This is a genomic window from Thalassovita sp., from assembly GCF_963691685.1.
GTDB lineage: Bacteria > Pseudomonadota > Alphaproteobacteria > Rhodobacterales > Rhodobacteraceae > Thalassobius.
In genome coordinates this window covers 3,129,417-3,153,635 of record NZ_OY829290.1, presented here as the reverse complement: position 1 = coordinate 3,153,635, position 24,219 = coordinate 3,129,417, and the positions used below count along the sequence as shown (strand labels likewise).

The following is a 24,219-nucleotide window of genomic DNA, read 5'->3' as shown; positions in this document are numbered from 1 at the left end:
GATCAGACATGCGCCACCTCCATCCCATGGGCACCACCCATCATCAGGCCAATCTCATCCACAGTCAGGCCCTTGGCAGGGCGGATATCGGACAGGCGGCCTTCGTTCAGCGCGGCAAAATGGTCTGAGATCTCCATCAACTCATCCAGATCCTGACTGATGCAGATCACCGCAGCGCCGGCCGCTGCCAGATCCAGCAGGGACTGACGGATATCTGCCGCCGCCGCGGCATCCACCCCCCATGTCGGCTGGTTCACCACCAGCACGTCTGGGCGTTGCAGAACCTCACGGCCGATCACAAACTTCTGCAGGTTGCCGCCAGATAGCGACCGGGCGGCGTTGCCGGGGCCGGGGGTGCGGACGTCAAATTTCTCAATAATGGTCTCGGCAAAGCTGCGCGCCTTGCCCCATTTCAGGAAACCCTTGTTTTCCAACCCTTCGCGGACGGATCCGGTTAGGACGGCGTTTTCAATCAGGCTCATATCCGGGGCCGCGGCATGGCCCAGCCGTTCCTCAGGCGCGGTCAGCAGACCCAATTTGCGGCGCGCCACAGGGCCCAGATTGCCGACCTCCTGGCCTTCCAGAACAATCGTGCCGGGGCTGGTTGGCAATTCGCCAGACAGCGCGCCCAACAGCTCATCCTGACCATTGCCGGCCACGCCGCCAATGCCCAAGATCTCGCCCGAGCGCACCTGCATGCTGATGCCCTTCAGCGAGGTGCCAAATTCCGCCGGGGAGGCCACTGTCAGATCGTTAAGCTCCAACAACACTTGCCCGATGTCACCGCCTGCGCGTTCCGGCACATGCAGTTTGGAACCCACCATCATCTCCGCCATGTCGCGGGCGGTGGTGTCGCGTGGAACACAATCCCCCACCACTTCGCCCAGACGCAGGATGGTGGCGTTGTCACAGAGGGCGCGGATCTCTTCCAGTTTGTGGCTGATATAGAGGATCGCGGTGCCTTCGGCGGACAGTTTGCGCAGGGTTTCAAACAGGATGTCGACCTCCTGCGGGGTCAGAACCGAGGTCGGCTCATCCATGATCAACAGTTTCGGATCCTGCAGCAGGCAGCGGATGATTTCGACCCGCTGACGTTCCCCCGCCGAGAGATCACCCACAGTGCGGTAGGGATCCAGCGGCAGGCCATAGGTTTCTGAGACCTCTTTGATCCGGCTGGCCAGATCGCCCATCTTGGGTGGGTTTTCCATGCCAAGGGCGATGTTTTCGGCCACGTTCAGCGCGTCAAACAGCGAAAAGTGCTGGAACACCATGGCCACACCGGCCTGTCGTGCCGCCGAAGGTTTCACCGGCGCATAATCCTGACCGCGCATGGTCATCTGACCACTGTCGGGCTTGACCAGACCGTAGATCATCTTCACCAGCGTCGATTTACCCGCGCCATTTTCCCCCAGCAGGGCGTGGACCTCGCCCTCGCCGATTTCGAACGAAACGTTGTTGTTGGCCACAACGCCCGGATAGGCCTTGGTCAGGCCGTTGAGTGTAAGGAGCGTCCCTGTCACGCGAAGTCTTCCTTTCGTTGGATCGGTTCCGCTTTTGCACTTACTAGCGTCTGGGCCATGCAAACAGCAATGGCCCAAGGCGCAGCGTCAGGCCGGTTGAGACCGGTCTTTTGCGGTTTTTTTGTGCGAAATGCAGGCCTGTGTTGCCGCGTCACAGAACGGAGTGGGGCGGAATAGGGCAGAGAATGCGCGAAACATGCGATCCGTGGCAGGTAGACGTGCCGCTGCAAATGCAGGGCCGCGCCGCGCAGTTCCTCGCTCTCTCCGGTCCGAAGAAAGGGAACAGTCATATGCTAAAACCTGCCGCCTTACCAAGTGTCCATCCCCAGAGGCGCGTCTTCGATGCGGCGTAGAAAACGTGCGGGCGTCCTTGCTTGCTCGATTAGCAGAGCGAGATTCCAACGCGAATTCAAGAAAATTCATCGCTGCACTGCGGCTAAGAATGTTGCTGTGCACAAATTTTGGGCGCAATAATTGTAGTTGTTGGCGCTCACATCCGGGGCTAACGCAGCGACTTTGCCAGGTCTTCCAACTGGTCTGTGGACTGGCCCCAACCCTGATGAAATCCCATGTTTTCATGGGCTTTGTTGCTTTCTTCATCCGCATGCAGCGCGCGGATGATGTAGCGCGTGCCCAGCACTTCGGGGCTGAGCAGCACAACGGTGGTCAAAAAACTGCGTTTTCGGGGGTGAAATCCGGGCGCCAGCGCATCGGTGAAGACCAACATATTGTCGGGTTTGAACACAAGGATGCAACCATCGGTCTCAACCGTCTTGCCTGACGGGGTTCTCATCCTGGCATAAAACGCCCCGCCCGGACGCGGGTCCAGCCGGACCTCTTCCATCTCAACAGGCTTGGGGCAGAACCATTGTTTCAGCAGCTCCGGTTCCGTCCAACAGCGCCAGATCGTCGAGGGCGCGGCCATGATCACGCGGTCAATTTCCAGATCGGTCTTGGGGTCGTAAGGAAGATGCATGCGTCTCCTTTCAGAACAATCGGTTAGCCCCAGAATAACGCAAGAAGCGTGCTGTGGCACCCATTCGCCACTTTTCCCCTCTGGAGGTGTGGCATAGAATGGTCTGCATGACTGACGCGCCTCGATTCATTCACCTGAGAACCCACACCGAATATTCGCTCCTGGAAGGGGCGGTGCGGCTGAAAAAACTGCCCGGGCTCTGCGCCGATATGGGCATGCCGGCCGTTGCGGTGACCGACACCAATTCGCTGTTTGCCGCGTTGGAATTTTCGGTCTCTGCCCAAGGGGCTGGGGTGCAGCCTATCGTTGGATGTCAGGTCGATGTGACCTATGCCAAAGCAGCCCCGGGTGAGGCCCCGATTGCGCCTGCGCCGATTGTTTTGCTGTCGCAGACCGAGGCTGGATATGAAAACCTGATGCGTCTGTCGTCCTGCCTTTATGTAGATAATGGTGGGCAGATCCCGCAGGTCTCAATCGAGGAATTGGAGGAGTTCTCCGAAGGGTTGATCTGCCTGACCGGGGCCGCTGGTGGCCCGCTGGGCCAGTTGTTGCAGCAGGGGTTCCGGGACCGTGCCGAGGCGCTGTTGCGCCAGCTGGCGTCGATCTATCCGCAGCGGCTTTATGTAGAATTGCAGCGCCACCCCGGCGAAGACGGCCTGCCGGCTGAGGAGCGCCTTTGCGAACGTCACTTCGTGGAAATGGCCTATGATATGGGCCTGCCGTTGGTGGCCACCAACGATGTCTACTTCCCGAAAACAGACATGTATGAGGCGCATGATGCGCTGATCTGTATTTCGGAAGGCACCTATGTCGATCAGGCCGAACCGCGCCGTCGCCTGACCCCGCAGCATTATTTCAAATCGCAGGAAGAGATGATCACGCTGTTTGCGGATCTGCCAGAAGCGATTGAAAACACAGTTGAAATCGCCCGGCGTTGCGCCTTTGGCACCTATCGGCGTGATCCGATCCTGCCGAAATTTGCAGATGATGAGGTGGCCGAACTGCGCCGCCAAGCGAACGAAGGGTTGCAGGCGCGTCTGAAGGTGATCCCGCATGCCGCAACCCTCGAGGAATATCAGGAACGTCTGGATTTCGAACTGGGCATCATTGAGGGCATGGGCTTCCCCGGCTACTTCCTGATCGTTGCCGACTTCATCCAATGGGGCAAGGACCATGGCATTCCGGTGGGGCCGGGCCGTGGTTCGGGCGCGGGTTCGCTGGTGGCTTATGCGCTGACCATCACCGATTTGGACCCGCTGCGCTACAGCCTGCTGTTTGAACGTTTTCTTAACCCCGAACGTGTATCCATGCCGGACTTCGATATCGATTTCTGCATGGACCGGCGTGAGGAGGTGATCAAATACGTTCAGGAAAAATACGGCCGTGACAAGGTTGGTCAGATCATCACCTTTGGTGCGCTGCTGTCCAAGGCTGCCGTGCGCGATATCGGCCGGGTGCTGCAAATGCCCTATGGGCAGGTCGATCGCCTGTCCAAGCTGATCCCCGTTGAAGGGGTGAAGCCAATGTCGATTGTCGACAGTCTGAAAGAGGAACCGCGCCTGCGCGAGGAGGCCCGCAACGAAGAGGTTGTGGACCGCCTCTTGAACTACGGCATGCAGGTTGAGGGGCTGCTCAGAAACGCCTCGACCCACGCGGCGGGTGTGGTGATCGGGGATCGCCCTCTGGACCGTCTGGTGCCGCTTTATCAGGATCCGCGCTCGGACATGCCGGCAACCCAGTTCAACATGAAATGGGTGGAACAGGCCGGTCTGGTGAAGTTTGACTTTCTGGGTCTGAAGACCCTGACTGTCATTCAAAACGCGGTGGATCTGATCAAGAAAAACGGCCGCCACCTGCATATCGGCCCGGATGGGACTGAGCTTTATGAACCCAAAGAGGGGGCAGTGGACGATATCGGCCATATCCCTCTGGATGATGAGGCGACCTACAAACTCTACTCCAGCGCCAAAACCGTGGCGGTGTTCCAGGTGGAATCCGGCGGCATGATGAGCGCGCTGCAGCAGATGAAGCCGAACTGTATCGAAGACATCGTTGCGCTTGTGGCGCTTTATCGTCCAGGCCCGATGGAAAACATTCCCACCTATTGCAAGGTGAAGAATGGCCAGCAGGATCTGGAATCGGTGCATCCGCTGATCGACCATATCCTTGAGGAAACCCAGGGCATCATTGTTTACCAGGAACAGGTGATGCAGATCGCCCAGGTCATGGCGGGCTACAGCCTGGGCGGCGCGGACCTGCTGCGCCGGGCGATGGGTAAAAAGATCAAAGAGGCGATGGACGCGGAGCGTCCGAAGTTCGAAAAAGGCGCCGCTGAAAACGGTGTGCCGAAGAAGAAAGCCAGCGAAGTCTTTGACTTGCTGGAGAAATTCGCGAACTACGGCTTCAACAAATCACACGCTGCGGCCTATGCGGTGGTCAGCTATCAGACCGGCTGGCTGAAGGCGAACCACCCGGCGGAATTCATGGCGGGCGTCATGAACTGCGATATCCACCTGACCGACAAGCTGGAAATCTACGCAGAAGAGGTGCGTCGCGGGCTTGAGATCACCATTGTGCCGCCCTGCGTCAACCGCTCACTGCCGACATTCGACGTGGTTGAGGGCGAGTTGATCTACGGTATGGGCGCGCTGAAAAACGTCGGGATCGAAGCGGTGAAGCTGATTTCTGACGCGCGCCTCAACACAGATCAGCGCGACAAACCTTTTGTGACCCTCTTCGATTTTGCCCGTCGCGTGGATCTGAAACGGGTCGGCAAGCGGCCGCTGGAAATGCTGGCGCGCGCCGGGGCCTTTGACAACATCGATCCCAACCGTCGCCGGGTGTTTGACAGCCTCGAAGGTCTGGTCAGCTACTCGGCAGCGATCCACGAACAGCGGGAATCCAATCAGGTGTCGCTCTTTGGTGAAGCGGGGGAGGATCTGCCGGAACCGCGCCTGTCCAAAGTGGCTGACTGGCCCGCCGCGGATCGTCTGGCCGAGGAACATAAGGCCGTTGGCTTCTACCTGACCGGTCACCCGCTGGATGACTATCTGCCTGCGTTGAAACGGAAAAAACTGCTGACGCTTGAGGGGCTGAAACTCAAGGCCGAAGCAGAAGGCGCTGCCGTGGCGCGTGTGGGCGTGCTGGTGTCGGGCCTGCAGGAGCGAAAATCCGGCCGCGGCACCCGGTTCTTCCGAATGAATATTTCTGACCCAACCGGGCAGGTCGCGGGCATGGTGATGTTCCCCGAAGACTTTGACAAGGTGCGGGCGGTGTTTGATCAGACCAACCATGTGGTCATGACGCTTGAGGCGCGGTTTAACGAAGGTCAGTTTGACCCGATGGGCCGTTCCGTCATGAACCTGGACAACTTCGTCGCCGATGCGGGCAACATGGGGCTCAGGATCTTTGTCGACGATGCCGTGGCGATCCCCTCGGTCGCCTCGATCCTCGAAGGCGCAAAAGAAAGCGCGCGCGGGGCAGGGCGGGGGCCGGTGCGGTTCTGCCTGATGAACCCGGAGTTGCCGGGTGAGGTGGACATCGACACAGAACAGGAATTCCCGGTGAACCCGCAGATCAAAGGCGCGATCAAATCGATCAATGGCGTGCTGGAAGTCGAAGAAATTTGAGGCCCCGCGCCGCGGACCCCAAAAATCACCTGTGATTCGCAACATTTGATTCGTGCGAATCGCTGGTGTAGGGTTGCGCGGGGATCAAAGGGACGGGGACAGACCAGCCTATGCCGAAGCGCTTTCAGACCTGCCTGCGGGCAACGTCAGCCTCTGTGCTGAGCCTGTCTTTGGCGGCGTGTTTCAGCCCGCTCGACGGGGTTGAGCGGCTCTCTGATATGCCAATCTCCGAAGCGTCGGGCAATGGCGTTGCCGCGCTGCCGGATGCGGCGGAGCTGGAGGGCGAAAACCCGCTGCTGGCGGGGCTGATCGCCCGTGAAAGCGCCGGCGATAGCGCAGAGCCGGCGGCGCCTGAGCCAAAACGCAAACCCCTGTTTGGTTTCTTGAAACCGAAACCGACATCAAAACCGGACGAGGCGCCGGTGACGGATGTGGCGGACGTTGAAACCCCTGTCGAGGCAACCACAGAAGACACCGCAGCAGTAGAGGCCGAGCCGCGTAAGTCATTGTTTGGCTTCCTGAAACGCAAGCCGGTGGAGCAGGAAGCTGTTGAGGTCGCGGCGCTGGAAACACCTGCGGTGGTGACCGATCTGACCGATCCGGCGGCACCGGTTCAGGTCAAAGCGGAAGAGACCTCCGACACTGAAACCAAGGGCGTGTTGTCCTGGCTGCGCCGTCAGAAAGACGCGCCGCTGGAGGACAAGCCGGATCTGGACACCCTGCCAGAGGTGAAAGACGTCAAAGCGGATGAGGCACCTGAGGCGACGGTGCAGACCGCCAGCCTGACGCCGACAGGTCCGGCGACCGAAAAGAACGCACCGGGCCTTTTCAGCCTGTTCCGCAGCAAACCCAAAGACGCGCCTGCGCCCAAAGGCATTGCTTTTGGCACCCGAGTGGGTTTCGGCAGCGCGGCACCCTTGTGTGACTATCCAAAGAAAAAGATCGGCAAGCTGGTCGCGCAATATCCGGAAAAGAAACCGGTCTATTGGCTTTATGACAGCGCCCCCGGATCTGAGGAGGCGCGCGCCTTTTACATCAAAGGTTTCGCGGATGGCTGTCTGCGGCAGGTACGGGCAACGGTGGTGGTGTTCGGTTCGGTCGAGATGCACGAACAGATCCGCTACGGCCTGCCTGCCGATCTGCATCCCTATAGCGATACGGATAAAGCTTACGAAAAGGTTAAGCGCAGCATCTGTAAGGTAGGGGCCAAGAAACCCTGTGGCGATAAGCTGCCTCTGCTGACGCCCAACACCGTGTTCCTCAGCCTTTATAGCACTGAGGTCAGCGCGCAGGATTGGGCCAATCTTTTGCTGCATGACGGCCAGTTGATGGCCAGTGACCGTAAATCCGGCGACAGCTGATCAGCGGGATCAGTAATGCGGCGGCGTTTCCGGGCCGCCATAGATATGGCTGCCACCGTCTGCCTCGCGTTCGGCCTCACGCTGCATCAGTAGGGCCACGCGCCGGGTCAGCAGATCGATTTCCTTGGCCTGCGCGGCCACCACATCTGAGAGATCCTCAACCGTGCGGTTCAGGTGGGCAAGCTGTTCTTCCATTTCCTGCATGGCGGACCTCATCATTGGATGGGCGCGCATAGCATGGCGGGCGGGGATTTGAAATCCCCGCCAGTGCGCGCCTAGCCTTCGATGCCCCGCACATCGCCGGGTTCGGTGCCCGGGGCGAGGGTGAAGCCTTCATCCAACCAGCCGGTGACGCCGCCGATCATTTCCTTCACCGGCAGGCCCAGACGGGCCAGACGCACGGCGGCCTTGTTGGCGCCGTTGCAATGCGGGCCGGCGCAATAGGTGACGAACAGGGTGCCAGCTGGCCATTCCGCCATCTTGCGGGCGGTGATTTTGCCATGCGGCAGGTTGATGGCGCCGGGCACATGGCCCGCGGCATAGAGGTCCGGGCTGCGCACATCGAGCAGCACAAAATCCGTGGCGCCTTTGGCGAGCGCCGCGTGCGTGTCCCAGCAATCGGCTTCAAAACTCAGGCGGGCCTCAAAATGGGCCAGCGCGATGTGGGAGGGGGCGGCGGCAACGGCAGCGACGGGGCTTGGCATGATCTGTTTCCTTCTGATCTGTGTGAACCGGGGTGACCCCGCCAAAATGCCCCTTGCGCCGCCAATGTGTGGTGGGCAAAAATGACTACATGCGGTCAATATTTGCCAAAGAGTCCCAATGATGCAGAAATCCCCCCATGTGTGCATCGTGGCCTATGACGGGCTGTGCACCTTTGAGTTTGGCATCGCGGTGGAGCTGTTCAGCCTGCCGCGTCCTGAATTTTCCAGCTGGTATCGGACCGAGGTGATCGCCGCCGACGGCGGGCCGATGCGGGCAACAGGGGGCATTCAGATCGCCACAGATGGGGGGGTGGAACGGCTGGAAACGGCGGACCTGATCCTGTTGCCCGGCTGGCGCGGTGCGGCAGAACCGGTGCCCGCACCGTTGCGCGATGCGCTGCGTGCAGCGCATGCACGCGGCGCCCGGTTGGCGACGATTTGTTCAGGGGTGTTTGTGCTGGCACAGATTGGCCTGCTGTCCGGGCGGCGCGCCACAACCCATTGGCGTTATGCGGATATTCTGGCGGAACGGTTCCCGGATGTCACAGTGGATCCTGATGTTTTGTTTGTGGAGGATGGCACGATCCTGACCTCTGCCGGATCTGCCGCCGGGTTGGATATGGGGCTGCATATCATCCGTCAGGACTACGGCGCGGAACGGGCAAATCAGGTGGCCAAACGCCTGTGCCTGCCAGCGCGGCGGGATGGCGGGCAACGCCAGTTTGTGCCGATGCCGGAACCCATGGCCCGCACCGGTGGGATTGCCCCCTTGCTGGATCAGATAAGGGCCGCGCTGGATGAGGACTGGCCGCTGTCCCGCATGGCCTCTGCGGCGGGCATGTCGCAGCGGACCCTGGCGCGCCGTATGGAGGAGGCAACTGGTGAGACGCCAAAGGCCTGGCTGCGGCGCGCCCGGGTGGCGCGGGCATCGGACCTGCTGGAGCGGAGCGATCTGCGGTTGGATGACATTGGCGTGGCCTGCGGCTTTGGCTCGCCCGAGACGTTCCGCCGTGATTTTCGTCGCATCTCGGGACTGGCGCCTTCGGCCTATCGGGCCCGGTTTTCTGCGGCGGTTGCGCCCGGGGCGTAACAGCACTGTAACACCCCGGCCAAAATAACGCTTTCGCGGCGCAAAGTGGCTGGATTGCCCTTGCAAAGCTTGCCCCTAAGGGCGGCATCCGATAGACGCGAGCGCGATATTAGCCGCAAGGACAAAGCAATGGCCAAGCAGAAGAAAGCCCCCCGCCCCAAGGCCGTCACGCCGAAGGGCTTCCGCGATTATTTCGGCACCGAGGTGACCGAGCGCAGCGAGATGCTGCAGAAGATCGCCGGGGTCTATCATCATTATGGCTTTGACGCGCTGGAATCTGCGGCCGTGGAAACCGTTGAGGCGCTGGGCAAGTTCCTGCCTGACGTGGATCGCCCGAACGAAGGTGTGTTCGCCTGGCAGGAAGCCGACGAGAACGACAAGGGCGATTGGATGGCCCTGCGTTATGACCTGACCGCGCCTTTGGCCCGGGTTTATGCACAGCACCGCAACGACCTGCCGAACCCCTATCGCCGCTACGCAATGGGGCCTGTCTGGCGCAATGAGAAGCCGGGTCCGGGGCGCTATCGCCAGTTCTACCAGTGTGATGCCGATACCGTTGGCACCAACTCGATGGCGGCTGATGCTGAGATCTGCATGATGCTGGCCGACACGCTGGAAGCCGTGGGCATTCCACGTGGCGACTATCTGGTTCGGGTCAACAACCGCAAGGTTCTCAATGGCGTGTTGGAGGCAATGGGCCTTGCCGAAGCGGATCCCAAACGTGACGACGTGCTGCGCACCATCGACAAGTTTGACAAAGTTGGCGCCGAAGGCGTGCGTCAGCTGCTGGGCAAGGGGCGTCTGGATGCCTCCGGCGCCTATATCGATGGTGTTGGTCTGGCCGAAGAACAGGCCGATCCTGTGATCGCCTTCCTGACCTCCAAGGCTGACGATGTGGCCGGCACAATGGAAAACCTGCGTGCCGCCGTGGGTGGCAGCAAGGTTGGCCAGGACGGGATCGCTGAGCTGGAACAGATGGGCGCCCTTTTTGCCGCTGCGGGCTACGGTGATGATCGGATCCTGATTGATCCGTCGATCGTGCGCGGGCTGGGTTATTACACCGGTCCGGTGTTTGAGGCTGAGCTGACCTGTGAAATCTTTGACGAAAAGGGTCGCAAGCGGCAGTTCGGTTCGGTTGCGGGCGGCGGTCGTTACGACGGTCTGGTCAAACGTTTCACCGGCCAGGAAGTACCGGCAGTTGGCCTCTCGATCGGGGTGGACCGGCTGTTGGCAGCGCTGCGTGAAAAGGGCCGCATGGGCGGCGCGCCCACCGGTCCGGTGGTTGTGACCGTAATGGATAAGGCCCGTATGGCCGACTATCAGGCCATGGTGGCTGAGTTGCGTCAGGCCGGTATCCGGGCGGAAGTCTATCTGGGCAATCCCAAGAACTTTGGCAATCAGCTGAAGTATGCGGACAAGCGCCATTCCCCCATCGCGATCATCGAAGGTGGGGATGAAAAGGAAAAAGGCGTGGTGCAGATAAAGGACCTGATCCTTGGCGCCAAAATCGCCGAAAGCGCCACCCTGGAAGAGTGGAAAGAACGCCCCAGCCAGTTTGAAGTGGCCCGCACTGAACTGGTGACCAAGGTGCGTGAGATCCTCGCGTCACAACAGGATGACAGCGATGCCTGACCGGATTGAGATCCGCGCCCGCGCGGCGGCCCTGCGTGCCTCGTTTGAGGCCGCTGGCGCCCAGTTGGTGGAAACGGATATCCTGCAACCGGCTGAGGTCCTGTTGGACCTTTACGGTGAGGATATTCGGGGCCGCGCCTATGTCACCTCGGACGCGCTGCGCGGCGAACAGATGCTGCGCCCGGATTTCACTGTGCCGGTGGTGCAGATGCATATGGCTCATGGGGCTGAACCTGCACGCTACACCTACGCGGGCGAAGTGTTCCGCCGTCAGGAAGATGATCCCGACCGCGCCAATGAATACACGCAGGTCGGCTATGAGGTTTTTGACCGCGAAAACCCGGTTGAGGCGGATGCGGAGGTCTTTGCGATCATCCGTGATGCGCTGGGCAACCAGCCGCTGCGGGCGGCCTGTGGTGACATCGGCCTGCTGCGCGCCGCGATCGAGGGCCTGCAGACCACCGAGCGGCGCAAAGCCGCTCTGCGCCGCCATATCTGGCGCCCGCGCCGGTTCCGCGCATTGCTGGACCGTTATGCTGGCCGGGTAGACGTGCCCGCGGCCCGCGCGGCGCTGTTGGCTGCCGAAGATCCCTTTGCCGCGGCTGGGCCGGACATCGGCCTGCGCTCCCGCCGTGAGGTAGAGGCCCGCATTGCCGCCCTGCGCGAAGATGCAGCGGCCGAAGCGCTGGCCGAACGTGATGTGGCGCTGATTGATGCCATTCTGGGGGTGCGGGAAAACCTGCCCAACGCTTTGGAACAGCTGCGCGATATCGCGGTGGATATGCCGGCGATCAGCGCCTCGGTTGAGCGTCTGGCGCGCCGGATGAAGGCGCTGGAAAAACGTGGCGTTGATGTAGAGGCGCTGGATTTTGAGGCCAGCTATGGCCGCACCTCGATGGAATATTATGACGGTTTTGTCTTTGGCTTCCACGCCGCCAGCCGCCCTGATTTGCCCGCTGTGGCCACCGGGGGGCGCTATGACGCGCTGTGTCGTGTGCTGGGGCAGGGGCGCGATATCCCTGCGGTCGGCGGCGTGATCCGCCCGGACCTGTTGATTGCGCTGGAGGCTGACCAATGAGCGTGAAGCTGGGCGTGCCCTCCAAAGGGCGTTTGATGGAAAAGACCTTTGACTGGTTCGGCGAACGCGGCATTTCCCTGTCGCGCAGCGGCTCGGACCGGGAATATGCCGGCAAGGTTGAAGGCATTGCAGGGGTTGAGCTGGTGCTGCTCTCTGCCGGGGAAATCCCGCGGGAACTGGCAGCTGGGCGGATTCACCTGGGCGTCACCGGTACCGATCTGGTGCGCGAAAAGCTGGGCCAGTGGGAACAGCGGGTGGAACCGCTGGCGGAACTGGGATTTGGTCATGCCGATCTGATCCTGGCTGTGCCCAATGCCTGGGTTGATGTGAACAGTCTGGATGATCTGGATGCGGCGGCTGCGGCCTTCCGCCAGACCCACAAGTTCCGCCTGCGTATTGCCACCAAGTATCACCGACTGGTGCGCGAGTTCCTGCGCGATCACGGTGTGGCGGATTATCAGCTGGTCGACAGTCAAGGCGCCACCGAAGGCACGGTGAAAAATGAAACGGCCGAGGCCGTGGCGGACATCACCTCAACCGGGGACACGCTGCGCGCCAATCACCTGAAGATCCTGTCGGACGCCACCATCCTAAAGTCGCAAGCGACCTTGTTCCGCTCGCGTATGGCTGCAGCAAACGACTCAGAACGTGCCGTGATCAAAGAGATGAGTCGCACGCTGGCCCTCATCTAGGGTTGCTCGTATTGAGTGTCTTCTTGATCTTTGGTTGAAATATTCGTGAATTTGTGGCCGTCCTGCCGCAACTTTTTGTTATGCGTGCCTTCCCTGGTTGCCGTCAGGGCAGGGGAGGCGCACCATGCGCGCACTAAAAGCAATATATAACGCGAGTATTTATCATGAAGTATGCCTTCCCCCTGGCAGCCGCAGCGCTGCTGGCACTACCTTCAATGGCCGCCGCAGAAATCAGCGGTGCCGCAACCGTTGGTCTCGGCCGGTCGACAGTCGACGGTGCATCCGAAGAGATCAACGAGTATTCCCTGGACTTCGACTTCAACTATGCCGGAACCGGTAACCTGTCCTTTGGCGCGAGCGGTGGCTTCCGCCGGCTGGATGTCGGTGGCGGTGATGAGATCGACATAACCCGGATCAATCTTGAAGGAATCTACAGCCTGAACAATGGCTTCAGCGTCGGTGCCTATCTGGCCCGTGTGGGGTTGGGTGTTGGTGGCTCTGATGAGGATATCAATGCCTATGGCCTTCTGTTTGGTTTTGGGGGTAGCGAGTTCGAAGGAGAACTGGCCCTCGGTCAAGTTGAGATTGATGGCCAAGACGCTAATGAAGTGAGTTTCTTCGGCCGCTATAATTTATCGCAGCAGACCCAGCTTTTGGGTGAGGTGGGCTTCATGCGTGAAGACGGCGCTGGCTTCAACCTCTATGGTTTGGGCGTGAACCACGCAATCAATGATCAATTCGGCGTCTATGGGGCTCTGCGTCGGGCTGAAACGACCGATGATGGCGGTTTCGAGGCGACCGAGTTCAGCATTGGTGTGGACTATCGTCTGGACGCGATTTCCAGCGTTGGTGCATTGCTGTCGCTGGAACTGGCCCGTAACAACTTTGACACTGGTGTTGGCGGAGATCTGAACGTGAATACGGTGCGCCTTGGTGTGACCTTGCCACTGGGTGGCAACGGCAGCAAAGCTCTGCCGCTTAACTCTGGCGCCAGCAGTCTCATGGGCAATACCCGAAGCACGCTCCAGCGGGTCTATTCGTCTGGTAGCTTGTTCTTCTGATATCGGCCAATACCTAACAGCCCGCCCGGCTCCCACTGGGGGCCGGTTTTTTTTGGGGGGGTAGCTTGCCAAACACCGTAGCACCTTAGTTCTACCTGTGACGCGTCTAACACAGGTGCTGTAGTCCAGGGCTGCATATATTGCGGATGCTTCGCTCTCAGGTTAATCAACGAACGCAATTAACTGTGGGAATATCAAATGAAAAAGTACAGGCTTGTCGCGCTTGCTGTCACCGTTGCCGTGCCGGGTACGGCCTTGGCAGAAGTATCCGGGTCGATTGACTTCTCCTATTCGGTCTTTGATTCGAATGTATACGGGGATAGTTTCACCTCACCTTCATTAAAGGCTGATCTCTCCTATGGTGGTGAAAGCGGCCTCTTGCTTGACCTTTCGGCTGGCACCAAGCGCTATATGCTTGATGGTATCGATCTGGATGTGAATGAAGCCAACATTGATTTGGGTTATGCTTTTGGCAACGGTTTCAACGCCGGTATCTTTGCTGAGAGCTTTTCCTTTGGCGTCGATGTAGCCTCGCGCGGTGTGTTTGCTGGCTACGATGCGGGCAATTTCGCAGGTGAGGCCTACTTTGGCACGATGGAGTCGCCCTTTGGCGAAGACTTCAATCAGTTTGGTTTCCGTGGCACCTATTCGCTGGGCGGCAACACTGATTTCGCGGCGGAGGTTGCGCGCACGACTTTCGACGACTTTGATGAAGACGTTGATTATCTCGGCCTGTCGGTCAGCCATAAGCTTAACGACACCTTTGGCGTTTTCGGTTCGGTTCAGCGCCTCAGCGGCGCCTTTGATGAGGACCTGACCGCTGTAAGCCTTGGCGGTTCCTACACCCTGAGCAACGGCATGAGCATCGCTTTGGAAGTGGCCCGTTTTAAACAGGACGTGTTCGAAGTGGATACCGCAACTCTTGGGTTCTCGATCCCGCTGGGTGGCAAGTCTAATTCTGTTTCCCCGGCAGATGGCGTGGCTGCTGATGTTGCCGGCGGCTCGCGCGGTGCTTACAGCAAGGTACTCAAAGATTATTCGTTCCTGTTGGACTTAGGAGAGGGCTAATTCACCAGGCCCTTCTTCAACAATGAAACCGGCTCCCTCGGGGCCGGTTTTTTCGTGTCTTCGGTGTCGAACGGTTTGCGAAGACGCCTATCGGCCTACAGCACTCCGATCTCTGCCAAGGCGGCGGACAGTTCGCTGGGGAGCGTATTATCGCTGCTGCGCTGGGCGGACATGTCGGGGGGGCTGTCTTCGGGTTTTAGGTAGCGCCAGCCCTGGAAGGGGCGGCGTGGGGCAGGGGCGGTGCGGAAGAGCTCGGGGTCCAGAACGATGGCACAGCGGCGGATCCCGTCCTGGCCGGTCACCTCATCCAGCCGCACAATGCGCTGGCGGGCCTGAATCACACCTTTGATGACCCAATAAATCGACCCGCCTGCCAGGATCTCTTTTTCCCGCTTCGGCCACATCCGTGTGACATGCCGCGGCAATCCGTCAGGGGTTTGAACCTGCGGGATTTTTTGCCATTCAGCCAGCCCGTCAACACTCTCTGTGCCGACGCTGAGCTTGATGAGATTTGTGAAGTTATACATGACTTACCCCCAACAGCTTGTGGAAGATAACCCGGTCAAACGCCAGATCAAGTGTTTTTGCTCATAAAATCCCGTTGACCGCAATGGGGCTGCACACTAGTTTTAGAGGCCCCTGTCACGCGTGATCTTTGTGCCGGGGTCTGGGGACATTTCCGATTACAATGCGCAGTTGCGCCATACTCGTACAGACAGGACAGCAGCCTATGACTCGTTTCGCCGCGCCCATTTCCGAGCAGATTTGGGATATGAAATACCGTCTTAAAGAACAGGACGGCACCCCGATTGACCGGAGCGTGGAAGACAGCTGGCGGCGCATCGCGCGCGCATTGGCGCAGGCGGAAAAGAAACCTGAGATCTGGGAAGACAAGTTCTACAGCGCGCTGGAAGATTTCAAATATCTGCCCGCAGGCCGCATCACCGCTGGTGCTGGCACCGGCCGCAGCGTGACCCTGTTCAACTGTTTTGTCATGGGCACCATCCCTGACAGCATGTCCGGCATTTTCGACATGCTGAAAGAGGCCGCGCTGACCATGCAGCAGGGCGGTGGTATCGGCTATGACTTCTCGACCATCCGTCCCAAAGGCGCCCCTGTGGCGGGCGTTGCTGCTGACGCCTCTGGCCCGCTGTCTTTCATGGATGTCTGGGACGCCATGTGCCGCACCATCATGTCGGCGGGCTCGCGCCGCGGCGCGATGATGGCCACCATGCGCTGTGACCACCCGGATGTTGAGGATTTCATCACCGCCAAATCTGACAGCGCCCGGCTGCGCATGTTCAACCTGTCAGTACTGGTCACCGATGACTTCATGGAAGCTGTGAAGGCCGACGGCCCGTGGGAGCTGAAATACGGCGGCAAGGTCTATCACACCGTTCAGGCGCGTGATCTGTGGAACAAGATCATGCAGTCGACCTATGATTTTGCAGAACCGGGCGTGATCTTCATCGACCGGATTAACAAGGCCAACAACCTCAGCTACGTGGAAACCATCGCAGCGACCAACCCCTGTGGCGAACAGCCGCTGCCGCCCTATGGTGCCTGCCTTCTGGGGTCGATCAACCTGGCGCGTCTGGTGGCCAACCCGTTTGAAAAGGACGCGGCGCTGGATCTGGAAGAGATGACCTCACTGGTGGCCACTGCCGTGCGAATGATGGACAACGTTGTGGACGTCTCGCAATTTCCGCTGCACGAACAGGCCCAAGAAGCGCAGAACAAGCGCCGCATTGGTCTGGGCGTCACCGGTCTGGCCGACGCGCTCTTGATGGTTGGTCTGGAATACGGCACCGATGAAGCCGCCGCCCAATGTGAGGAATGGCTGCGCCAGATCGCGCGTGCCTCCTATCTGGCCTCGGTGGAACTGGCCAAGGAAAAGGGTGCCTTCCCACTGTATGACAAGGATAAATTCCTTGCCTCCGGCACCATGCAGATGATGGATGAGGATGTGCGTGACGCGATTGCCGAACATGGCATTCGCAACGCGCTGCTGACCTCCATCGCGCCCACGGGCACCATCTCGCTCTACGCGGGCAATGTATCCTCGGGGATCGAGCCGGTCTTTGCCTATAGCTACACCCGCAAGGTGTTGCAGAAAGACGGCTCGCGCACCGAAGAGGAAGTGGTGGATTACGCGGTGAAAATGTACCGCGACAAGTTTGGCGAAGATGCCGAACTGCCCAGCCATTTCACCAACGCCCAGACGCTGGCCCCGTTGGCCCACGTCAAAATGCAGGCGGCGGCGCAAAAATGGGTCGACAGCTCCATCTCCAAGACCATCAACTGCCCCGAAGACATCAGCTTTGAGCAGTTCAAAGAGGTCTATATGGAGGCCTATGAGACCGGCTGTAAGGGCTGCACCACCTATCGCCCCAATGACATCACCGGTTCGGTTCTGTCGGTCAGCGAAAGCGAAGAGAAAACGCCTGAGGTCGATGCCGGCGCGGATGTCATATACATGGCTGAGCCGCTGGACCGTCCCGAGGCGCTGGAAGGTCATACCTACAAGCTGAAGTGGCCGGATTCGGAACATGCGATCTACTTGACCATCAATGATGTGATCATCGGCGGCCATCGCCGTCCGTTTGAGGTCTTCATCAACTCCAAGAACATGGAGCACTACGCCTGGACGCTGGCGCTGACCCGGATGATCTCGGCCGTGTTCCGTCGCGGCGGCGATGTCAGCTTTGTAGTGGAAGAGTTGAAGGCGGTCTTTGATCCCCGTGGCGGCGCCTGGATGCAGGGCAAATACATCCCCTCGATCCTGGCCGCGATTGGTGGCGTGATCGAGGAACACCTGATCCGCATCAACTTCATCGAAGGCGAAGGCATGGGGCTGAAAACGGACCCTCAGGCCGAAGTTATGGCCGTAGGCGAAGCGCCCCGTGGCAAAGCCTGCCCCAGCTGCGGTCAGTTTGATCTGCAAATGGTCGAAGGCTGTATGACCTGCATGAGCTGCGGTCACTCCAAGTGTGGGTGAGGCGACGTGTGAGCGTGTCCTTGTGAAAGCTCACATCAGTTTGCAATTTGACCAGCTTAAATTGCAACTCTGACCATGAAAAGTTTGCCACCGCTCTTTAGGGGCGGTGGCAGCGTATGACCCTCTCGATGCGCTCTACGGTAAGTGTTTGCTTTTATGGCGACGTTGTTTGGCCGCTTCTGATAGAAAATCCCATTTTTGACCTTCGGCACATCGCCCTATGATGCCAATCACCCAGGCGTCGATTGGTGCATTTAGCCGGTCACTTTAACCGCAGCGCCCCTTCCCAGGCGCCGATGAACCGGTCTCGCATCAGCCGGTCCAGATTGGCCAGCAGCGTGACGCCAAAGCGGATCGGGCGCAGCGGCCCGCTGGAGGCTGCATCATAGCTGCTGAGCGGTGGAAAATCCGTCTCACGCTCCAGCATCGCCTGACCATTGGGGCCCAGCAGATAGTCAATGAAGCTGCCACCCAGATCGGGGTTTTCGGCATTGACCGGGATCAGCGCAGAGCGCAGCGCCACATGGGTGAAATCCTGCATCCTGAGGATCTGGGCGTCATCCTCTTCCTGCAGGCGCGACCGCGCGTAGCTTTCCAGCACATTATAGGCCAGCAGCAAGTCCCCATCGCGGATGTCATCGATCATCTGACTGGAACAACAATATAGCTGCGGATCCAGCGATCCCATGACCTCGGCCAGCCGCCAGTACGCTTCGGAGCTGTTGGCGTCCTGCGTGCCCAGCAGATAACCAGTGCCGACGGTGCGAATGTCATAGGTGCCCACCTTGCCGCTGAAACGGTCGGGGTTTTCCCGCATAAGCGCAATCAGCTCCTGCCGGGTCTGCGGCAGGGCGAGGCCGTCAAAACCGCTTTCTGAGATGACGGCGACGATGGGTTCTGCGGTGAAACCAAAAACCTCATGCCGCCAGCGCGACCAGGCTGGTGCGGCGCGGCTGATGCGGGATTGATAGGGCTGGCTCAGCCCGTCATTGGCCAGTTTCATCTGCAGATCCATCGCAAAGGAAATCGCCAGATCAAAGGGTTCTTCCTGCGCGGTCACGGCCTTGTACAGTTCACGCGATGACACTTGGGTGTAGTCCACCGTCACCGTTGGGTTCAGCCGCTGATAGTCCTTGATCAGCGGCTCAAACGTGGCCAGATCGGTGATCGACAGCAGCTTCAACACCTCCATCTCCAGCGCGCTTTCAAAGCGCACGTGATCTTCCACCTCAAAGGCGCGGGCGGGCAGGGCAGGTAGCCACAACACCAGCAGCAACAGGGTTAGGGGAAGTTTGGAAAACACAAGTTTGCGCATGCGCCACCCTCCTTGTTGTTCTTGAGGCTCAACTGGCCACCGTGCGAACGCGCCACCTCATTCACGATTGCCAACCCCATGCCTGTGCCAACGATGCCTGCAGTGTCACTGCCGCGCTGGAACCGGTCCAGCAGCTTTTGCGGGTCGCCTTGCCCTAGGCCCCGGCCCTGATCGCGGACGGTCAGGCAATGCTGATCGCCGTCACTGCTGAGATGCAGCGAAATCGTGGTGTCGGGGGGCGAGTATTTGATCGCATTGTCGATCAGGTTGCGCAGCGAAATCTCAATCATCAGCACATCGCCCTGAATGTCGAATCCGTCGCCTTCGGTCTGCAACTGGATGTCTATGTCTTTCAGATCCGCCGTCGGGTAGAGCGCATCATAGGCCTCCTGAACCTTGGCGCGCAGGTCGACCCGTTCCAGCGGCGTCGAGTCCGAGCGCTGGGTGACCGTTGCATAGGCCAGCAGCTGACTGGCCGATCGGGCGCTTTCCTCAACCGAAAACAGGATCTTGCGCAGCACCTTGCGGGTGGCGTCATCGGGGCTATTGCGCAATGCGATTTCGGTTTCGGTCTGCACCGTCGACAGCGGGGTGCGGATGTGATGCGCGGCCTCTGCGATGAAGGTTTCGGTGCGGCGCAGCGAATGGCGCAGACGGCGGATGAATTCATTAAGGGCCGAGGTCAGCGGCGTTAGTTCCACCGGGGTTGGGTGTTTCAGCGGGCGCAGATCATTGGGACCACGTCGCGCCACCGCCTCGGTCACCCGGTGCAGCGGGCGCAGGGCAGAACTGGTGGCTAGAACGCCAAGGACGGCAAAGCCCAGGAAAATCCCGGCACTGATCAGGATCGCCCAGGCGGCAAAGCGATCCGCCACCTCCCCTTGGGCATATTGCGTTTGTGCCACAAGGATCGACACTGCTTGTTGTTCACTGCCCACCGGGGCCGAGGTGTTCAGCACCACCGCGCGCAGGTCAAAGCCACGGTAGCTGGCGGCAAAGGCAAAGGGTTCGCGCAGCCGTGATGTTTCCTCGGGCGGCAGGAAATCCTCATATCCGGTGATTGACACGCCATTGAGGCGCACGTTGTAAAAGATCCGGTCCTGACTGGGGGTTTCCAGAATGGCGAAGGCCGAATGTGGCAGCTTCACAATCACCTCCTCCCCGGAGGAGCTGATCTGTTCGCCAATGGCATTGGCCGCGGCCCGCAGCAGGTTGTCCTGCGTTGCTTCAGCGGTTTGAAAGGCCACAAAGCGGATCGCCAGAAACAGGCAGAGCGAGGCCAGCGCCCCCAGCGCCAGATGTGACAGCACCATGCGCCGGTGAATGGATCCGGCCGAGGGGGCGGCATAGGGCTTGCGCACCATCAGCCACGCTCCGACAGGCGATAGCCCAGGCCGCGCACGGTTTCGATCTGGGCGCCGGAGCCTTCGATCTTCTTGCGCAGGCGGGCGACGTAGACCTCAATCACATTGTCCGAGATTTCTTCAGAACTGGTAAACAGCCGATCCCCGATCTGCACCTTGGAAAAGATCCGGTCGGGGCCGGAAAAGAAGATCTCCAGCAGGCGCATTTCGCGGTTGCGCAGCTCACGCGCCTCATTGCCGAAGCGCAATTCGGCGCGCAGCGTGTCAAATTCCAGATCGGCAAAGCGCTGAACATTGTGTGACGATCCCCCGCGACGGCGCAGCACCGCGCGGCAGCGCGCCTCCAACTCAGAGAAGTTTACCGGCTTTGAGATGTAGTCATCCGCGCCTGCATCCAGCACCTCAACCCGGCTGGACACATCCGATTGCGCGGTCACCGCGATGACAGGTACATCGTTCCCTTGGGCCCGACACTGCGCCAAAAATCGCCGTCCGTCGCCGTCTGGCAGGGTTAAATCCAGTAAAACAATATCGTAGCTGGAGTAATCCAGGTATTCCCAGGCATCCGCTAAAGATCCAGCCGTATCAATGGCATGGCCGTCCATCCCAAGGCGGGTGCTGACCGCTTCGGCCAGGTTTTCGTTATCTTCCACAAGGAGAAAACGCATCAATTTTCCTCTGCGACAGGTCGGTGACAGGTTCACACCCTAAGCTGGGCGACGTCAGATTTGCGGGCGGAGGAGAAGCTGCCCGGATTCTGTCTGAAATGAAATCTATGTGCAATGCACATTGGGAGGAAAAATTATGAATCGCAAATTTGCGTCCCTCGCAGGCGCCGTTGTGGTGAGCTTTGGCGTCACCGGTGCGGCATCGGCTGCTGAGTGTATCGCCCCGGCAAACCCGGGCGGTGGCTGGGACTTCACCTGCCGTCAGATCGGCAAGATCATGCATGACATCGGTGCCGTTGATAAGCCTGTTCAGGTGACCAACATGGCCGGTGGCGGCGGTGGTCTGGCGTTCACCCACGTTGTGACTGAACGTTCGGACGACGCTGACCTGATCGTTGCGGCCTCTTCGGCAACCTCGACCCGTTTGGCCCAGAACGCCTATGCCGGCATGACCGCGGATCAGGTTCGTTTCGTGGGTGCCATCGGTGCGGATCCGGGTGTTGTGGTTGTGGCTGCAGACAGCCCCTACCAGTCGCTGAACGATCTGGTTGACGCCATCAAAGCAAACCCGGGCCAGCTGGCCTTTGCCGGTGGTTCGGCTGTGGGCGGCTTTGACCACCTGAAACCGCTGATGATCCTGCAGCGCGCAGGCATCGAAGATGTGAAAGCCGTGAAATACATCGGTGTTGACGGTGGTGCAGACGCTATCACCCAGACCGTTGGTGGCTTCACCCAGGCGATGTCGGGCGACATGTCGGAAATCGTTGGCTTCCTGAAATCGGGCGACGTTCGTGCCCTGGCCGTTCTGACCGAAGAGCGTGTACCGGGTTTTGAAGACATCCCGACCGCCAAAGAGCAGGGCATCGATGTTGTTGCTGTGAACTGGCGTGGTCTCTACGTTCCCAAGGACGTAAGCGACGACACCTTCAACATGTGGGCCGACCGCCTGCAGAAGGTTGCTGACAGCGCTGAGTGGCAGGAAGCCATGGCCGCAAACGGTCTGGCCCCCTTCACCAAAGTTGGCGGTGACTTCCAGTCTTACGTTGACGGCGTGGTTGCGGAAATCCGCACCCTGTCGAAAGAAATTGGGGTGATTCAGTAATGATCTCTGACCGTATCTTCGGAGCGGTCGTCACTCTGGTGGCGCTGGCGTATATCGCCAGTGCCACGCAGATCCAGACGAGCTTCCTCTCGGATCCGGTGGGTCCTAAAACCTTCCCGATGTTGATTGGAGCTGTTGCGGCGATCTGCGGCATCATCGTGGTCCTGCGCCCCGATGAAGACCCGGAATGGCCGCAGCTGCAAACGCTCGGCGCGCTTGTTTTCTCGGTAATCGTGCTTGTGTGTTACGCCTACGCGCTGAAGCCTCTTGGCTTCCTGCTGCCCACTGCTGTGACGGCTGCCATCCTCAGCTATCAGATCAGCCCCCGCCCTGTGCCCGCCGCTCTTGCCGGCACCGGATTGTCGCTGGGACTGTTCGCTATCTTCAAATTTGCGCTGGGGCTGAGCCTCTTCGCACTGCCCGCCGCATTCCACGGCTAGGGAGACCCCCACATGGACCTGTTTGCTAATCTCGCGATCGGCTTCGGCATCGCGCTCAGTCCGTTCACCCTGATGTTGGCGGTGTTTGGCTGTTTCATTGGCACCATCATCGGCGCATTGCCGGGGCTTGGCCCGTCCAACGGCGTTGCCATCCTGATCCCACTCACCTTCTCGATGGGGCTTGATGCCACCTCGGCGCTGGTGCTGATGACGGCTGTTTACTACGGCGCCATGTATGGTGGCCGGATCTCATCCATCCTTTTGAACATTCCCGGCGATGAACCGGCGCTGATGACCACCCTTGATGGCTACCCAATGGCCAAACAGGGCCGGGCAGGGGACGCGCTGGTGATTTCGGGTGTGGCCTCCTTCACCGGGGCGTTCCTGTCGACCATCGGCCTGATGCTGCTGGCACCGCTGCTGGCCCGCGTGGCCTTCCAGTTTGGTCCGGCGGAATACTTTGCCCTCTATATGCTGGCCTTCGCCACTCTGGGCGGCATTGCATCGAACAACCAGGCCAAGGCGGCGATTGCCTCCTGTATCGGTCTGGCCATTGCGATGATCGGTGTGGACAACAACTCGGGCCTGCCGCGTCTAACCTTCGGCAACCTGCACCTCTTTGACGGCATCGACTTCCTGGTTGCCATCGTGGGCCTGTTCGCCATCGCCGAAGTGTTCTTCTTCATCGAAAGCCACGGCAAGAACACCTCAATCGGTGTGAAGCTTGATAAGGTACGGATCCCGTTCAAAGACATCATCTCCACCGGCTGGACCCAGCTGCGTGGCTCGCTGATCGGCTTTGTTGCAGGTGTTCTGCCCGGTGCAGGTGCCTCGCTCGGCTCCTTCCTGGCCTATATGGGTGAAAAATCCATTGCCGGCGAAGAAGGCAAGTTCGGCACCGGTGTACCGCGCGGTGTGGCCGCCCCTGAAGCGGGCAACAACGCGGCTGCAGGTGGTGCGCTGGTGCCCATGCTGACGCTGGGTGTTCCGGGTTCGGGCACCACGGCGGTTCTGCTGGCGCTGTTGATGACGCTGAACATCACCCCCGGTCCGACCCTGTTCACCGAACGTCCCGAAGTGGTCTGGGGCCTCATCGCCTCGCTTCTGATTGCCAACTTCGTGCTGCTTCTGATGAACGTGCCGATGGTGAAGGTCTTCGTGAAGGTGCTGTCCGTGCCGCCATGGATCCTGCTGCCGGGTGTGACCATGATCAGCTTCGTTGGTATCTTCTCGCTCTCGGGCAGCTATTTCGATCTGCTGCTGATGGTGGCCTTCGGTGTCCTCGGCTGGGTTCTGCGCAAGCTGGACGTGCCGACCGTGCCGATCATCCTTGGCATCCTGCTGGGTGGTCACATGGAAGACGCGCTGCGCCGTGCCATGGTTCTGTCGGATGGCAATATCACTTACCTCTGGTCGTCGCCCATTGCGATCGGTCTGTGGGTTGTGGCAATTGCTGGCTTCGTTGCACCGATGTTCCTGCGCGGCGTTCTGAAGAAACCTCAACGCGTATCGGACTAAGAC

The 24,219-nt window shown here is 59.7% G+C and carries 20 protein-coding genes; 12 read left to right on the top strand and 8 right to left on the bottom strand.

Annotated elements, in window-relative coordinates; genetic code table 11:
* Positions 1–2 precede the first annotated feature (2 nt).
* Together ACORLH_RS15135 and ACORLH_RS15130 are read right to left on the bottom strand one after the other, a co-directional pair.
* Positions 3–1,520 (bottom strand): ABC transporter ATP-binding protein, encoded by a 1,518-nt coding sequence (locus ACORLH_RS15135; protein WP_321829176.1) that lies wholly within the window; start codon positions 1,518–1,520, stop codon positions 3–5.
* 502 nt (positions 1,521–2,022) lie between these two features.
* Positions 2,023–2,496 (bottom strand): SRPBCC family protein, encoded by a 474-nt coding sequence (locus tag ACORLH_RS15130; RefSeq protein ID WP_321829175.1) that lies wholly within the window; start codon positions 2,494–2,496, stop codon positions 2,023–2,025.
* 107 nt (positions 2,497–2,603) lie between these two features.
* On the opposite strand from ACORLH_RS15130, the gene dnaE reads away from it, so the two are divergent.
* Both dnaE and ACORLH_RS15120 read left to right on the top strand, forming a co-directional pair.
* Entirely contained in the window at positions 2,604–6,125 is a 3,522-nt protein-coding gene (dnaE, locus tag ACORLH_RS15125; RefSeq protein WP_321829174.1) for a DNA polymerase III subunit alpha, read from the top strand.
* A gap of 110 nt (positions 6,126–6,235) precedes the next feature.
* Entirely contained in the window at positions 6,236–7,486 is a 1,251-nt protein-coding gene (locus ACORLH_RS15120; RefSeq protein WP_321829173.1) for a hypothetical protein, read from the top strand.
* A gap of 9 nt (positions 7,487–7,495) precedes the next feature.
* On the opposite strand, the gene ACORLH_RS15115 is transcribed toward ACORLH_RS15120, so the two are convergent.
* Complete coding sequence (locus ACORLH_RS15115) at positions 7,496–7,690, bottom strand: SlyX family protein (protein WP_058244686.1); 195 nt, start codon at positions 7,688–7,690, stop codon at positions 7,496–7,498.
* A gap of 71 nt (positions 7,691–7,761) precedes the next feature.
* Entirely contained in the window at positions 7,762–8,190 is a 429-nt protein-coding gene (locus ACORLH_RS15110; RefSeq protein WP_321829172.1) for a rhodanese-like domain-containing protein, read from the bottom strand.
* 118 nt (positions 8,191–8,308) lie between these two features.
* Here ACORLH_RS15110 and ftrA point away from each other — a divergent pair, with 118 nt between their 5' ends.
* The 6 genes from ftrA (at position 8,309) to ACORLH_RS15080 (ending at position 14,811) form a co-directional block, all read left to right on the top strand.
* Complete coding sequence (ftrA, locus tag ACORLH_RS15105) at positions 8,309–9,280, top strand: transcriptional regulator FtrA (RefSeq protein ID WP_321829171.1); 972 nt, start codon at positions 8,309–8,311, stop codon at positions 9,278–9,280.
* Positions 9,281–9,409: 129 nt separating this feature from the next.
* Positions 9,410–10,912 carry a histidine--tRNA ligase gene (gene hisS / locus ACORLH_RS15100; RefSeq protein WP_321829170.1) on the top strand — a complete coding sequence of 501 codons (1,503 nt, stop codon included), beginning with the start codon at positions 9,410–9,412 and terminating at the stop codon, positions 10,910–10,912.
* Positions 10,905–11,990, top strand: a complete 1,086-nt coding sequence (locus tag ACORLH_RS15095; protein ID WP_321829169.1) for an ATP phosphoribosyltransferase regulatory subunit — start codon at positions 10,905–10,907, stop codon at positions 11,988–11,990. Before hisS ends, ACORLH_RS15095 begins: the two co-directional genes overlap by 8 nt.
* Complete coding sequence (hisG, locus tag ACORLH_RS15090) at positions 11,987–12,682, top strand: ATP phosphoribosyltransferase (protein ID WP_321829168.1); 696 nt, start codon at positions 11,987–11,989, stop codon at positions 12,680–12,682. The genes ACORLH_RS15095 and hisG overlap by 4 nt, the downstream gene beginning before the upstream one ends.
* A 164-nt stretch (positions 12,683–12,846) precedes the next feature.
* The gene (locus ACORLH_RS15085) at positions 12,847–13,743 is read left to right on the top strand and encodes a porin (RefSeq protein WP_321829167.1); all 897 of its coding nucleotides are present in this window, start codon (positions 12,847–12,849) and stop codon (positions 13,741–13,743) included.
* Between the two features lie 198 nt (positions 13,744–13,941).
* On the top strand, positions 13,942–14,811 hold the full coding sequence (locus ACORLH_RS15080; RefSeq protein ID WP_321829166.1) for a porin: 870 nt from the start codon (positions 13,942–13,944) through the stop codon (positions 14,809–14,811).
* A 95-nt stretch (positions 14,812–14,906) separates the two neighbouring features.
* Here ACORLH_RS15080 and ACORLH_RS15075 read toward each other — a convergent pair whose 3' ends face one another.
* Complete coding sequence (locus ACORLH_RS15075; RefSeq protein WP_321829165.1) at positions 14,907–15,338, bottom strand: DUF1489 domain-containing protein; 432 nt, start codon at positions 15,336–15,338, stop codon at positions 14,907–14,909.
* Positions 15,339–15,541: 203 nt separating this feature from the next.
* Here ACORLH_RS15075 and ACORLH_RS15070 point away from each other — a divergent pair, with 203 nt between their 5' ends.
* A complete protein-coding gene (locus tag ACORLH_RS15070) occupies positions 15,542–17,809 on the top strand; it encodes an adenosylcobalamin-dependent ribonucleoside-diphosphate reductase (protein WP_321829164.1) in 2,268 nt (755 codons plus the stop codon).
* Between the two features lie 262 nt (positions 17,810–18,071).
* Here the strand turns inward: ACORLH_RS15070 and ACORLH_RS15065 are convergent, their stop codons facing one another.
* The 3 genes from ACORLH_RS15065 to ACORLH_RS15055 are packed head-to-tail and all read right to left on the bottom strand — an operon-like array spanning position 18,072 to position 21,156.
* Entirely contained in the window at positions 18,072–19,124 is a 1,053-nt protein-coding gene (locus ACORLH_RS15065; RefSeq protein WP_321829163.1) for an ABC transporter substrate-binding protein, read from the bottom strand.
* The gene (locus tag ACORLH_RS15060) at positions 19,091–20,488 is read right to left on the bottom strand and encodes a sensor histidine kinase (RefSeq protein ID WP_321829162.1); all 1,398 of its coding nucleotides are present in this window, start codon (positions 20,486–20,488) and stop codon (positions 19,091–19,093) included. The genes ACORLH_RS15065 and ACORLH_RS15060 overlap by 34 nt, the downstream gene beginning before the upstream one ends.
* Positions 20,488–21,156 carry a response regulator transcription factor gene (locus ACORLH_RS15055; protein WP_058244675.1) on the bottom strand — a complete coding sequence of 223 codons (669 nt, stop codon included), beginning with the start codon at positions 21,154–21,156 and terminating at the stop codon, positions 20,488–20,490. The genes ACORLH_RS15060 and ACORLH_RS15055 overlap by 1 nt, the downstream gene beginning before the upstream one ends.
* A 136-nt stretch (positions 21,157–21,292) precedes the next feature.
* Between ACORLH_RS15055 and ACORLH_RS15050 the strand changes: the two genes are divergently transcribed.
* The 3 genes from ACORLH_RS15050 to ACORLH_RS15040 are packed head-to-tail and all read left to right on the top strand — an operon-like array spanning position 21,293 to position 24,216.
* Complete coding sequence (locus tag ACORLH_RS15050) at positions 21,293–22,258, top strand: Bug family tripartite tricarboxylate transporter substrate binding protein (RefSeq protein ID WP_321829161.1); 966 nt, start codon at positions 21,293–21,295, stop codon at positions 22,256–22,258.
* On the top strand, positions 22,258–22,698 hold the full coding sequence (locus ACORLH_RS15045) for a tripartite tricarboxylate transporter TctB family protein (RefSeq protein ID WP_058244673.1): 441 nt from the start codon (positions 22,258–22,260) through the stop codon (positions 22,696–22,698). Before ACORLH_RS15050 ends, ACORLH_RS15045 begins: the two co-directional genes overlap by 1 nt.
* 12 nt (positions 22,699–22,710) lie before the next feature.
* Positions 22,711–24,216 carry a tripartite tricarboxylate transporter permease gene (locus ACORLH_RS15040; RefSeq protein ID WP_058244672.1) on the top strand — a complete coding sequence of 502 codons (1,506 nt, stop codon included), beginning with the start codon at positions 22,711–22,713 and terminating at the stop codon, positions 24,214–24,216.
* Positions 24,217–24,219 lie beyond the last annotated feature (3 nt).